This is a genomic window from Nocardia sp. NPDC058499 (genome assembly GCF_042719915.1).
Classification (GTDB): domain Bacteria; phylum Actinomycetota; class Actinomycetes; order Mycobacteriales; family Mycobacteriaceae; genus Nocardia.
Genome location: NZ_JBHXMZ010000001.1, coordinates 170,287 through 183,324 on the forward strand (window position 1 = coordinate 170,287; position 13,038 = coordinate 183,324).

At 68.6% G+C, this 13,038-nt stretch carries 13 protein-coding genes and 1 pseudogene; 6 read left to right on the top strand and 8 right to left on the bottom strand.

Going from position 1 to position 13,038, the window contains the following annotated elements; translation table 11 throughout:
• Positions 1 to 69 precede the first annotated feature (69 nt).
• A complete protein-coding gene (locus ACFWPH_RS00785; protein ID WP_378747332.1) occupies positions 70 to 741 on the bottom strand; it encodes a DsbA family protein in 672 nt (223 codons plus the stop codon).
• Between the two features lie 271 nt (positions 742 to 1,012).
• Here ACFWPH_RS00785 and ACFWPH_RS00790 point away from each other — a divergent pair, with 271 nt between their 5' ends.
• The 6 genes from ACFWPH_RS00790 (at position 1,013) to ACFWPH_RS00815 (ending at position 5,496) form a co-directional block, all read left to right on the top strand.
• Positions 1,013 to 1,348 (top strand): ArsR/SmtB family transcription factor, encoded by a 336-nt coding sequence (locus ACFWPH_RS00790; protein ID WP_378747333.1) that lies wholly within the window; start codon positions 1,013 to 1,015, stop codon positions 1,346 to 1,348.
• Positions 1,349 to 1,387: 39 nt separating this feature from the next.
• Positions 1,388 to 3,508: a heavy metal translocating P-type ATPase gene (locus ACFWPH_RS00795; RefSeq protein ID WP_378747334.1), complete on the top strand. Its 2,121-nt coding sequence runs from the start codon at positions 1,388 to 1,390 to the stop codon at positions 3,506 to 3,508.
• A gap of 31 nt (positions 3,509 to 3,539) precedes the next feature.
• A complete protein-coding gene (locus ACFWPH_RS00800; protein WP_378747336.1) occupies positions 3,540 to 3,890 on the top strand; it encodes a DUF3703 domain-containing protein in 351 nt (116 codons plus the stop codon).
• A 78-nt stretch (positions 3,891 to 3,968) separates the two neighbouring features.
• Positions 3,969 to 4,631: a methyltransferase family protein gene (locus ACFWPH_RS00805; RefSeq protein WP_378747337.1), complete on the top strand. Its 663-nt coding sequence runs from the start codon at positions 3,969 to 3,971 to the stop codon at positions 4,629 to 4,631.
• A 188-nt stretch (positions 4,632 to 4,819) separates the two neighbouring features.
• A complete protein-coding gene (locus ACFWPH_RS00810) occupies positions 4,820 to 5,101 on the top strand; it encodes an ArsR/SmtB family transcription factor (RefSeq protein WP_378747338.1) in 282 nt (93 codons plus the stop codon).
• Complete coding sequence (locus ACFWPH_RS00815) at positions 5,101 to 5,496, top strand: VOC family protein (RefSeq protein ID WP_378747340.1); 396 nt, start codon at positions 5,101 to 5,103, stop codon at positions 5,494 to 5,496. Before ACFWPH_RS00810 ends, ACFWPH_RS00815 begins: the two co-directional genes overlap by 1 nt.
• Positions 5,497 to 5,594: 98 nt before the next feature.
• Here the strand turns inward: ACFWPH_RS00815 and ACFWPH_RS00820 are convergent, their stop codons facing one another.
• The 7 genes and pseudogenes from ACFWPH_RS00820 to ACFWPH_RS00850 all read right to left on the bottom strand — a co-directional run bounded on the left by ACFWPH_RS00820 (position 5,595) and on the right by ACFWPH_RS00850 (position 13,038).
• Entirely contained in the window at positions 5,595 to 6,728 is a 1,134-nt protein-coding gene (locus tag ACFWPH_RS00820; protein WP_378747341.1) for an LLM class flavin-dependent oxidoreductase, read from the bottom strand.
• Positions 6,725 to 8,095 carry an NtaA/DmoA family FMN-dependent monooxygenase gene (locus tag ACFWPH_RS00825; protein WP_378747343.1) on the bottom strand — a complete coding sequence of 457 codons (1,371 nt, stop codon included), beginning with the start codon at positions 8,093 to 8,095 and terminating at the stop codon, positions 6,725 to 6,727. Before ACFWPH_RS00825 ends, ACFWPH_RS00820 begins: the two co-directional genes overlap by 4 nt.
• Positions 8,092 to 9,177 carry an LLM class flavin-dependent oxidoreductase gene (locus tag ACFWPH_RS00830; protein WP_378747344.1) on the bottom strand — a complete coding sequence of 362 codons (1,086 nt, stop codon included), beginning with the start codon at positions 9,175 to 9,177 and terminating at the stop codon, positions 8,092 to 8,094. Before ACFWPH_RS00830 ends, ACFWPH_RS00825 begins: the two co-directional genes overlap by 4 nt.
• Positions 9,177 to 10,840 (bottom strand): annotated as a pseudogene (locus ACFWPH_RS00835) (dipeptide ABC transporter ATP-binding protein). The gene ACFWPH_RS00830 and the pseudogene ACFWPH_RS00835 overlap by 1 nt, the downstream one beginning before the upstream one ends.
• A complete protein-coding gene (locus ACFWPH_RS00840; protein WP_378747345.1) occupies positions 10,828 to 11,127 on the bottom strand; it encodes a hypothetical protein in 300 nt (99 codons plus the stop codon). Before ACFWPH_RS00840 ends, ACFWPH_RS00835 begins: the two are co-directional and overlap by 13 nt.
• Entirely contained in the window at positions 11,124 to 11,927 is an 804-nt protein-coding gene (locus tag ACFWPH_RS00845; RefSeq protein WP_378747347.1) for an ABC transporter permease, read from the bottom strand. The genes ACFWPH_RS00840 and ACFWPH_RS00845 overlap by 4 nt, the downstream gene beginning before the upstream one ends.
• A gap of 151 nt (positions 11,928 to 12,078) precedes the next feature.
• Positions 12,079 to 13,038 (bottom strand): ABC transporter permease, encoded by a 960-nt coding sequence (locus tag ACFWPH_RS00850; RefSeq protein WP_378748195.1) that lies wholly within the window; start codon positions 13,036 to 13,038, stop codon positions 12,079 to 12,081.

Sequence of the window (13,038 nt, forward strand, 5' to 3'; positions counted from 1 at the left end):
TGGCAACGATTTCTTGCAGCGCAGGTCCTCTGGCGGGGCTGTAGCAGGTCGCCACAGTCGTGATGCATATCAGTCGAGAGCGCTGTCCAGGGCGTCGGCGAGGTCTTGGTAGCTGTCGGCGGTGATCATGTTGTCGTTGACGAAGAAGGTCGGGGTGCCCTGAACGCCGAGTGCGAGGCCGTCGTTGAAGTCGGCATGCACGCGGTCGCGGGTCACGGTGCTGGTGTAGGCCGCGTCGAAGAGCGCCAGATCGAGACCGAGGTCGGCGGCGAAGTCGCGGAAGAGGTCGTCGAGGGGCACGCGTTGTTCGCCCCATCCGGCCTGGGTTTCGTACATGCGCTGATACATCTGCTCGAAGCGGCCTTGCTGGGCGGCGGCTTCCACCGCGCGGGCGGCGCGTTCGGCGTTGAAGTGCGAGGGGATGGGGAAGTAACGCACCACGAAGGTGACCCGGTCGCGGTATTCCTGGCGTAGCTTCTCGACGAGAGGGTAGGCGGCGCGACAGGCTTCGCATTCGAAGTCGAGGAACTCGACGAAGGTGACCCGCCCGTCGGGTGCGGTGGAAAGCCGGTGGCTGTTGGGGCGCACCACCGAGACCGGTACGGCGCCGGCTTCGCCTCTGCTGTCATCGTCGTTGCTGCGGGCCGCGGTGATCACCGCGGCGGTCACCAGCACAGCGAGTACAGCAGCCAGCGTCGTCAGGATCCGCAGTCTGCGCGAGGTGCGCGCCGGTCCGGTCATCGGGCCAGGGCCTCGGAAGAAAAGGACAAATCGGGTAGCACGCCGCACACGCTACCGACCCCGGCCTGATTATCCAATTTCAGATGTATTCATGTTCCGATGTACATGACAGGGATGGGCTTGCGCAAGCAAGGCGGGTGGATTCCGAGGCTTCCCTGGAGGTGAGACCCAGGGCCAGGATGTATCGGCGAGCACGGCCGACGCGCTGCCGACGCCCGGAAATCAATAATCCAATATTCCCTGAATCCAGCTTCCGGTGTACTGTCTGCGTATGGAGACATTGCCGGTATTGCACACCGACGCCCTGGCCCGGTTCGGGCACGCGCTGTCGGATCCGACTCGCACCCAGATTCTGTTGAGCCTGCGTACCGGGCCCGCCTACCCGTCGGAGATGGCGGACCGAATCGGGGTGACGCGTCAGATTCTGTCCAATCACCTGGCCTGTCTGCGCGGTTGCGGGCTGGTGGTGGCGGTACCGGAGGGGCGGCGCAGCCGCTACGAGCTCGCCGATTCCCGGATCGCGGCCGCGTTGGACGATCTGCTGGGGCTGGTGCTGGCCGTGGATCCGGCGTGCTGCCCCGACGCAGCGACCCAGGACTGCTGCTGAGGGCACCCGCCGACGCTTAGGACCAGAGCGGGAGAAACGATGAGCGACGCGTGCTGCGGCACCGGCGAACCGCGCGACGACCATGACAGCGCCGCCGAACAGCCACACCGGTTGTGGCAGGTGCGGGAACTGCAACTGGCCGCTGCGGCGGGTATCGCGCTGGTGGCCGGGTTCGTAGCCGGCCGGCCGGGGTTCGAGACGGCCGCGACCGTGCTGCACCTGGGCGCCGCGGCGGCCGGTGGCGTGACGTTCGTGCCGGGAGCAGTGAAAGCGCTGTGGCGGCGGCGAATCGGTGTGGGCGCGCTGATGACGATCGCGCTGTTCGGGGCGCTGGTGTTGGGCCAGTTCACCGAGGCGGCGATGCTGGCGTTCCTGTTCTCCATCAGCGAGGCGCTCGAAGACTATTCACTCGCCCGCACCCGCCAGGGTCTGCGGGCGCTGCTTGCATTGGTTCCGGGGCGGGTCCGGGTGCTGCGCGCCGAGGGCGAGGCGATCATCGGTCCAGCCGAACTGCGGGTCGGCGACCGGATGCTGGTACGCGCCGGCGACCGCATCGCCAGCGACGGCATCGTGGCCGAAGGCCGCTCCAGCCTCGACACTGCCGCGGTGACCGGGGAGTCGGTGCCCGTGGAGGTCGGGCCCGGGGATGTGGTGTTCGCCGGATCGATCAACGCCCACGGTGCACTGGTGATCGAAGCGACCGCGACTGTCGCGGACAACTCGCTGGCCAAGGTCGTGCGGGTGGTCGAGGACGCCCAGCAACGCAAGGGCGCCCGGCAGCGGCTGGCCGACCGGCTCGCCCGGCCCTTGGTGCCCGCGGTCATGGTGCTCGCCGCCACTATCGCCGGGTTCGGCGCGCTGTTCGGTGACCCGGGAGTGTGGATCGAGCGGGCGCTGGTGGTGCTGGTCGCCGCCGCCCCGTGCGCGCTCGCCATCTCGGTCCCCGTCACCGTGATCGCCGCTGTCGGCGCCGCCACCCGGCTGGGAGTGCTGATCAAGGGCGGTGCCGCCTTGGAGACACTCGGCGCGGTGCGCACGGTCGCCCTGGACAAGACCGGCACCCTGACCCGCAATCAGCCCGCTGTCGTGGAGATCGTGCCCGCCGGCGGGCACACCCGCGAGCAGATTCACGCCGTCGCCGCTGCCCTCGAGTCCCGCAGTGAACATCCCCTCGCCGCCGCGATCCTGGCCGCCGCGCCTGTTGCGGTCGTAACCGCGGCCGACGTCACTACCGTTCCCGGTGCGGGCATCGAAGGCAGCGTCGACGGGCGACCGGCCCGGCTCGGCAAACCCGGCTGGGTCACGCCCGGCGTACTGGCCGGCGAGGTCGACCGACTCCAGGACACCGGGGTCACCGTCGCCGTCGTCGAGCACGACCACGCGGTGATCGGGGTGATCGGTGTCCGCGACGAGCTGCGGCCCGAGGCCGCCGATACCGTCGCCGCGCTGCGGGCCGCGGGTGTGCGGGTGGCGATGCTGACCGGCGACAACACTCGCACCGCCATCGCGCTGGCCGCCCGAGCCGGCATCGACGACGTGCACGCCGAACTGCTGCCCACCGACAAGGCCGACCACATCACCCGGCTGCGCCGCGAGCGTTCCGGCGCGGTAGCGATGGTCGGCGACGGCGTCAACGACGCCCCCGCCTTGGCCACCGCCGATATCGGAATCGCGATGGGCGCCATGGGGACCGGCGTTGCGATCGAGACTGCCGACATCGCCCTCATGGGCCACGACCTGCGGCACCTGCCCCAAGCCGTGGCGCACGCCCGCCGCGCCCGCACCATCATGCTGCAGAACATGGGCCTGTCCGCCGCCATCGTCGTCTCGCTGGTGCCGCTGGCGGCCACCGGAATCCTCGGACTGGCCACCGTCGTATTCATCCACGAACTCGCCGAAGTGTTCGTCATCGCCAACGGTGTACGCGCCGCCCGCCTGCGGCCACTGCACGACACCCCCGCACCCGAACCCCTCGACACCGCCCCGGCCGTGCAGCCCGAACCAGCGCCGGCTCTCGCCTGCGCCTGCTGCCCGCCCTCGAACAATGCCGGCCCCGTACCCGTCACCCAGGCACGGACCAACCTGCTCACTCTCGCCCCCTCACCGATCACGCTCACACCCACCCCGGCCGGCGGCCGCGACTGCGACTGCTGCGACTGACCGATCGCCGAACACGCCGAAAGGACCTGCAATGGCCTGGATACCGGCTGCGGCACGCACCGCCTACGACAACGAAATGCGTGCGGCGAAAACCACCTCCGATCCCGAACAGCGCTGGGCACACCTCGAACGCGCCCACATCCTGTCCCAGCCCGACCCCTGGCTGCACACCCGCAACCACATCGCCATGTTCACCCTCGCCGTCCGTCAACGCGACCGCCGCGAAGCCCTCGGCCAGGTCGTCCGCATCATGGTCGCCGCCCCCGGCACCCTGGCCGGGCTCTCTCCCGCAGGCAATACCGGCCGCGCCCACGTCAGCCTGCGCCAAACCATGTCCACCCCACCCGATCTCGCGGCGCTGCTGCACCCGCATGCCGCATAACACCCAGCCGCCCGCACCTGCCATGGGTAGCAGCCTGTTACCCGTGACGGCAGGTAACCCGACCTGAAGGGATTTCTGATGGCCGTCGCCGCCCTTGTGATCTTCGTATTGTTCGTGCTGGTGGCCGGTGGTGCGCGAGCGGTAATCCAATATCGCCGCACCGGCGATACCGGCATTCGCCAATTCCGTACACCCATCGGGTCACACCAGTGGTGGGCACACTGGGGGTTCGTCGCCGGTGGTCTGATCACCGGGCTCGCCGCGCCGCTGGCAGACCTGGCCGGGCTGGTGCCGATACCGTTCGCCGATCACGGTGTCGTTGCGGTTGCGGGCGTGATCGTCGCCTCGACAGGCGTCGTAGCCACTTTCGCTGCCCAACTGGCGATGGGGGCCTCCTGGCGAATCGCCGTCGACGACACCGAGCGCACCCAACTGGTCACCACCGGCGTGTTCGCGCTCGTGCGCAACCCGATCTTCACCGCCACACTCACTGCCTTCGCCGGGCTGGCAGCGATGGTGCCCAACCTGATCGCGCTCACTGGGTACACCCTGCTCGTGCTCGGTATCCAACTGCAGGTACGCACGGTCGAGGAACCCTATCTACGGCGCATCCACGGACCCGCCTACACCACCTACACCACCCGCACGGGACGGTTCGTCCCCGGCATCGGCCGACACCCGAACCCCACCCCACTCGTTCGCCGGAACAGCGGCGAGCCTTCACCCCGAGGTAACCGATGACCGATGCGTGGGCATGAGCAGGCCGGTGTGGCAGTACAGGAAACTGCGGTCGACCGCGGCGACGCATGCGATCACGGAGACCGCCGCCGGCGCGGCGGTCAGATCGCCGACCGCCTCTCGCCGCGGGCGACACGCGTCTCGACCCACCGAACTTGATAGGCAAGCAATTACTTGCCTATAGTCGGTTTGTGCACGCCGATCACGGACCGATCTTCAAAGCACTCGCCGATCCGACCAGGCGGGCAATTCTCGACGAACTGGCCGACCACGACGGTCAGACCTTGTTCGAACTATGCGGACGACTCACCATGAAACACGGTTTGTCGTCTACCCGTCAGGCGATCTCCCAGCATCTGGACGTGCTCGCCGCCGCGGGGCTGGTCCGCACGCATCGCGACGGGCGGCACAAATTCCATCATCTCGAGCGCAGCCCACTGCGCCACCTCACCGACCGCTGGCTGGAGGAATAATGTTACGAATCAACGTCACGAGCGTCTACGTCGACGACCAGAGCAAGGCCCTGCGCTTCTACACCGATGTGCTCGGGTTCCAGAAGAAAACCGATATCCCGGTCGGTGACGCCTCCTGGCTCACCGTGGTCTCGCCACTGGAGCCGGACGGTGTCGAGCTCCTCCTGGAACCGACGGGCCATCCCGCGGCCGCGGTCTACAAGCAGGCCCTTGTGGAAGACGGGATACCGTTCACCTCGTTCGCCGTTGGCGACCTGCACGCCGAGTACGAGCGGCTACGCGGCCTCGGCGTGGAGTTCACCCAGGAACCTGTCGATTACGGCACGGTGATCACCGCCGTATTCGACGACACCTGCGGCAATCTCATTCAGATCGCCCAGGAAAAGTCCGCCTGAATCCGGTCGCCCGGTACAGGTCTGTGGTCACCGCCTCCCGCGCGGCACCGGTGCGGCCGCATCCGCCGGACGGGCCATCCGAAAGCGGCGCGGGCCGGTCACGCGGCGCGTGCGCCCGCGAGTCCCCATTCCCGGGCGAGCAGACGGTGCGAGGTCAACCTGTCCTCGTGCCGGTGAGTGACACTCGTGACCACCAGCTCGTCGGCACCGGTCAGCTGCTGCAATGCCGACAACCTCGCGACGACGGCCGCCGGTGTCCCGACGAACTGGGTGTTCACCCGATCGTCGACCAACTGCCGCTGATAATCGGTCAACGGCAGCGCAGTATCAGGGTCCGGGTATTCGGTCGCCCCCGCACCGCTGCGGATACTGGCCACCCAGTGCCCGTAGGTGGACGCGAGGTGCCGGGCCCGCCCCTCGTTCTCGGCGACGACCACATCGGCCGATACCACCAGGTAGGGCTCCGGGTACTGCTCCGACGGCCGGAACGCCGCGCGGTAGCCTGCCACGGTTTCCAGAATGGTCCCCGGCGATACGTGGTAATTGGCGACGAACGGCAGTCCGAGGCGGCCCGCCAGCTGCGCACTCTCCCCACCGCTGCTGCCGAACAGCCACACCTGCACATCGGCCCCCTCGCCCGGCACGGCACGCAGGTGGATTCCGTCGGCGGTCGTGTACTTCCCGGCCAGCAGTCCGCAGATCTCGGCAACCTGCTCGGCGTAGTCCAATGGTTCGGCGCCCGGCAGCCGGAGGGCTTCGAACGCGGCCGCGAGCCGGGTCGTATCCCGAATCTGCGCGGGCGAAAAGGGGGGTGGGACGACCACGCCGTCCCGCACCACGGTGGGCCGCGGCGGGAACGGTGGCGGCGGGGTCCCCGGGGCGCGCAATTGCGGCAGGCGATGCGCTGAACGCCCCAGCCCGAGGTCCAATCGGCCCGGGTACAGCGCGTCGACAGTGCCGAAGGCCTCCACCACCGACGCCGAGGTCCGGTAGCCCGCCTGGACGGCGGCGGAACCGACCCGGATGGTCTCGGTGGCAGCGGCGATGAGCGCGATCAGTTCGGTGGGTGCCGAGGACGCCACCGCCACGAAATGGTGTTCGGCGACCCAGTACCGCCGGTATCCCCAGGCTTCGGCGTGACGGGCGAGGTCGATGGTGTTGCGGATCGCCTGCCGCGCATCCGACCCTGCGCTGATCGGCGAAAGATCCAGGACCGACAGAGGGGTGATCATGAGGCACGCACCTGTTCCCCGGCGCGGCCCGGAGGACGCAGACCGAGATGTTCGCGCAGTGTCGTGCCCCGGTATTCGGTGCGGAAGCTACCGCGGTCCTGCAGCTCCGGCACCACCCTGTCGACGAATTCGTCGAGTCCGGCGGGAGTGAGGTGGGGTACGAGGATGAATCCGTCGGCTGCGTCGGCCTGTACGTAGCGATCGATCTCGGCCGCGATGGCGGCAGGTGTGCCCACGAACTGCTGGCGAGCGGTGACCTCGATGACGAGTTCGCGGATGCTCAGTTTCTCCGCCTCGGCCCGCTCCCGCCACTGGCGCACCAGGGCCTCGGGATCCCTGGTGTGCCGGACCCGGCCGCGGGTGATGGTCACATCGTCGAGCGGTGCCAGATCCGGAAGGGGACCGTCGGGGTCGTACGCGGACAGGTCGCGGCCCCATACCTGCTCGAGGAAGGAGATCGCGGTCTGCGAACTCACCTGCTTCAGCCGGATATGCCGGGCCCGTTCCTCGGCATCGGCGGCGCTGTCGCCGATGACGAAGGTGGCGGCGGGCAGGATCAGCAGATCGCCGGGGTCGCGGCCGTACTTGGCGAGCCGTTTCTTCATATCGGTGTAGAACTGTTGTCCCGCTTCGAGTTCCCCGTGCCGGCTGAAGATCGCGTCCGCGGTGGCGGCGCCGAATTCCCGGCCCTCGTCGGAATCACCGGCCTGTAGCTGTACGGGATATCCCTGCGGGCCGCGCGGCAGGACGAAGGTGCCGGCTATATCGAGTTGTTCGCTGCGATACCGGAACTCGGGCAGCGTCCGGGTGAAGATACCGCGATCGCGGTCGACGACCAGTGCGTCGGCGGGCCAGCTGTCCCACAGCGCGCGGGTGGCGGCGACGACCTCGGCGGCCCGCTCATAGCGCCGGGAATGGTCGAGGTAGCCGCCGCGGCGGAAGTTCTCCCCGGTGAACGCGTCGGACGAAGTCACGGCATTCCAGGCGGCCCGGCCGCCCGAGAGGTGATCCAGTGTGGCGAACTGTTTCGCCAATTCGAACGGTTCGTTGAAGGTGGTGTTGATGGTGCCGGCCAGGCCCAGACGCGTGGTGACAGCGGCGAGCGCGTTGAGCACCGTGAAGGTGTCGGGCCGGCCGACCACGTCCAGGTCGTGGATGCGGCCGCGGTGTTCACGCAGCCGCAGGCCCTCGGCGAGAAAGAAGAAATCGAACAATCCGCGCTCGGCCGTGCGGGCCAGGTGGACGAATGAACCGAAATCGATCTGACTGCCGGACCCGGGATCGTTCCACACCGTGGTGTTGTTGACGCCGGGGAAATGGGCGGCGAGGTGGATCTGTTTGCCGGGTTTACGTATCGGCACGATCATGCCCTTTCGGTCGCATAGCGGTTCAGTGGCCGCGGCAGCCCCAGGCGGCCGCGCAAGGACAGCAGCGCAGCGGGTATGCGGTCCAGGAACGCGGCCTGCGCCAGTGGCTTCAGGACCAATCCGTCGGCGGCGCACTCGTATTCGGCCTGTGCAACGAGATCGCGCAGGTCGTCCGGGGTACCGATACGGCGCAGGGTGGCCGGTTCCGGTCCGGTGGCCCAGGCGTCCAGCTCCCCTACCTCCGCTGCTGCGGCGGCGGATTCCCCGAGATGAACCTCGATATCGAGCAGTACCCGGATGAGGTCCGGATCCCGGCCCTCGGCGGCGGTCGCCGCCCGGAGCACCGATCTGGTCTCGGCCGCCGTGATGAGATCCGGGGCGGTGATACGGAGGAGATCGGCGCGCTGCACGGCGACGCGGGTGGCGTACGGGCCGTCCGCCCGGACCGCGATCAACGGCTGCCCCTGCGGCGGCCGCGGGGTGATCGAGGGTCCTTTCACCGAGAAATGTTCGCCGGTGAAATCGATGTAGTGCAGTTTGTCGCGGTCGATGAACCGTCCCGTCGGCGTATCCCGGATCTCCGCGTCGTCCTCCCAGCTGTCCCACAGCCGGGTCACCACCTCGATCGCCTCGTCCGCCTCCTGCCACAGCGAAGAGCCGGGCTGTTCCGGTTTGCGCCCGAACAGCCGGGCCTGCTCCGCACCGGACGAGACCGTCACCTCCCAGCCCGCTCGGCCGGCCGACGCGTAGTCCAGGCTCGCCACTGCCTTCGACAGATGGAACGGTTCGGTATGGGTGACCGGGCCCTGCGGGATCAGGCCGATCCGGGTGGTCACCGGCGCGACCCGCGCGGCGATACCGACCGCGTCGAGCCGGCCGCGCACACCCCCGGATTGCAGTGCGAACGAATCCGGCAGGAACACCAAATCCATTCCGGCCCGTTCGGCGGTGGTGACCGCGTCGACCCAGAATCCGGGCGTGAACAGGTCCTGCGCCCGCGAATCCGGGCGTCGCCACGACGCGGGATGCGCGCCGGTACCGTCCAGTTCGACAGCCAGCAGCAGCGGGGAAACGTGCGGCATCACGCGGTCCTCTCCGTCAGCCCGTAGCGCCGCGCGGCGCCGGGAATCGCGAGCAGCAGCTCACGGGTGTATTCGTGTGCCGGGGCTTCGAAAACCTCGGTGGTCGGGCCGGTCTCCACGATCTGCCCGGCGCGCATCACCGCGACACGATCGCTGATATCGCGGACCACCGCCAGATCGTGGGAGATGAACAGATAGCTCAACGCCAGCTCCGACTGCAGCTCGCCGAGCAGCTCCAGAATCTGCTCCTGCACCGAAACATCCAGGGCGGATACGGGTTCGTCGAGCACCACCAGGTCCGGGCGTAAGGCCAGTGCGCGGGCAATGGCCACGCGCTGCCGCTGGCCGCCCGACAATTCGGCCGGCCGCCGCCGCGCGAAGACGCCCGGGAGCGCCACCTGGTCGAGTAGTCGGCGACCCGGTCCCGGTGCGTGGCCCGCGTACCGCCCCTGTAGGCCTGCAACGGCTCGGCAATGATCCGCTCTACGGTGAGTTTCGGATTCAGGGACGCATAGGGGTTCTGGTACACGATCTGGACGCGCCGCCGCCATTCCCGTAACCGCGTGCCGCGGAGGGTGCCGATATCGATACCGCCGAACTCGACGGTGCCGCGATCGGGTGTCTCCAGCCGGGCGATGATCCGGGCGGTGGTGGATTTCCCTGATCCGGATTCGCCCACCACCGCCAATGTTTCACCACGGTCGATTGTCAGCGAGACATCGTCGACCGCGGTGATCGTATGTCCGCGCGCGACGCGGAAGGTCTTGTGCAGATCTCGGGCCGACAGCAGCGGCGTGGACGCGCGTCCACGAATGGGCCTCCGGGGACGGTGGGCACCCGACGCGGCAGCCAGCAGACGGCGGGTGTAGTCGTCGCGGGGTTCGGCAAGCACTTCCGCGGCTGCGCCGGCTTCCACGATCCGGCCGTGGCGTAACACCACGATCCGGTCGGCGCGGTCGGCGGCGACACCGAGATCATGGGTGATCAGCAGTACCGCCGTACCGTATTGGCTGGTCCGGCCGGATAAATGGTCCAGGATCCGCCGCTGCACGGTGACATCCAGTGCACTGGTCGGTTCGTCGGCGATCACCAGTCGTGGCCGGCAGGCCAGCGCGATCCCGATCAGCACGCGCTGACACTGGCCGCCCGATAGAGCCTGCGGGAATTGCCGGGCGCGTAGTCCGGGCCGGTCGATACCTGCTTCGGCCAGTATCCGCACCGCCTCGGCCCAGGCGGTGCGGCGATCCGCGCGGCCGTGGATTCGCAAGGTTTCGGCGATCTGGTCGCCGATCCGCAGCACCGGGTTCAGGGATACGGCCGGGTCTTGTGGAATCAGCCCGATTTCGGCTCCGCGCAGGTGCCGCCACGCCCGCGGTGGCAGCCGGTCGATCCGCCGGCCGCCGAACGTGACAGTGCCGGCACTGATCACTCCCCCACCGCTCAGTAGTCCGATCACCGCATGCGCCAGGCTGGATTTCCCGGATCCGGACTCGCCGACGAGCGCAACCGTTTCCCCGGTGTGGATCCGGAGCGACACATCGTCGACCGCGGTGATGGATTCACCACCGGTGCGGTATTCGATACGCAGGCGGTCCACTTGCAGAACCGGGGCCCCGGTGGTGCCGGTTTCGGCGGCTGCAGTCGGACTCCTCACAGCGACCATCCGGAAAAGTACATCTGTGGCATCCGTTCGGCCAAGCGAGCAATGAAGGACCCGCCTTCGCGTAGGAAACTGCGCAGCCGTAGCAGCGCCCCGATCACCGGATCGGGCGCCGGCCCCGATACCGCACCAGCGGGCCCGGGCGAATTCGCCACCAGCCGTTCCGGGGGTTCGCCACGAGAGTGCGCCGCCTCGGTCGTGATGGGAACGAGGTGTGGTCGGGACGAGAACGCAGCAGCCTCGGTCCGGCTGGAGATGCGCTGCGCCGCGGCGGGGTCGTATTCGTTCATCGCAGTCCTTCTCGGGCGAGTGCCCGGCCGAGGCGCTGAGTCGCGAGCACCAGCGCGACGATGACGAGACCGGGCAGAGTGGTGAGCCACCAGGCGGTGGCCAGATAGTTACGTCCCTCCGAGATCAGCGAGCCCCATTCCGGAGTGGGCGGTGCGGCACCGTACCCGAGGAAGCTCAGTGCGGAGACAGCGAGCACGGCGAGACCGAATTCCACGGCGGTCAAGGCCGCCACCGGCGCGTAGGCATTGCGCAGGACGTGCCGCACCAGAACCACGTACCACCGGACGCCTGACGCGTAGGCGGCCTCCACATAGGGAGCGCCGCGTACACGGAGCACTTCCGCGCGCATCACCCGGGCAAACCGCGCAATGAGCGCCACCCCCACCGCAAGCGCCACATTGCCCGTGCCGAATCCGAGCACCGTGACGAGCGCCAGCGACAGCAAAAGCTCCGGAATCGACAGCAGCACATCCACCCCGCGCATCACCACGGTATCGACGGATCCGCCCAGCGCACCGGACAACAGCCCGAGCAGCGACCCGGCCACCAGCCCGATCGCGACCGCGAGCACCGTCGCGGTCAGCGACAGGCCGGCCCCGTGCACAACCCGTGTGTAGAGGTCGCGCCCCAGATTGTCGGTGCCGAACCAATGCTCGGCACCGGGTCCCTGGAACTTCTCGCTCGGAACGCCGCTGCGCGGGTCACCCCCGGCGCACACCCCGGGAGCCGCTGCCCAGCCGAGCACCAGCACCACGATTCCCGCCGACACCGCCACGCCCGGCGCCGGCCGTGGGCGCATCGCACGGACTCGCGCCGCCAACGACCCCGTAGGCCGGTGTGGTGGCGGCGCCGGGGTGCGTCCCACCTCCGCGGTCGCCTGGTGCCGAGCGCCGCTTTCTGATCGTGGCACCGTGTCGGGATGACCCTGCGGTACGCCGCTGTTCCGGAAATCAAGCATCGAGCCGCTCCTTCGCCCGGAGACCTTCCACCACCCGCGCGTCCACCAGCGGGTACACCAGATCCACCAGCAGATTCACCAGTACGTACGCCGCCGCCCCGAACAACACGATCCCCTGGACCACCGGTATGTCCTGGTTCAGCACCGAGGTCTGGGTGAGGCGGCCGATACCTGCGCGTGCGAATACCGTTTCCACGATCACCGATCCGGCGAGTACCGTGCCCACCCAGATACCCGCGACGGCAAGCGCCGGACCGATCGCCGCGCGCAGAACATGCCGCCACTGCACCCACGCCCGGGACGCGCCTTTGGCGAAGGCGATGCCCACGAACGGCTGCTGCCACGTGGTGAGCAGGTTGCTGTAGAGCACCTGTGCGATTACCGCACCCACCGGTATGGCCAGGGTGACCGCGGGCAGCACGGTGCCCGCGAACCCGGTGCCGCCGAACGCCGGGACCAGCCGCCACTGGAACGAGAACACGTGCAGCAGAAGTAACCCCACCCAGAAAGTCGGCATCGCGGCACCCACCGGGGGCAGGGCAGTCAGCAGGTCTCGCAGCCACCGGCGTTCTGTATACGCGGCCGCGGAAGCCAGCGTGGCACCGAATACCAAGGCACCTGCCAGCGCCGAACCGGCCAGCGCCAGGGTCGACGGCAGCGCTTCGCCGATGGCGGCCGTCACGCTTTGCCCGGTAGTCAGCGAGTATCCGAGGTCCCCCTGTACGGCGTGGGTCAGGGCGGTCCAGTACTGTTCCCACACCGGCCGATCCAGACCGTATCGGGCCTGTAACTCGGCGACAGCGGCGGCGTCGACCGGCGTCCCAGGGGTCGCGTCCACCGCGAGTTGGACAGGATCGGCGGGCAACAGGTACAGCACCGCGAACGTCAGCGTGAACGCCGCCCACAGCACCCCCGCCGCCTGCAGCACGCGGATTGCCACATAGCGTGCCAT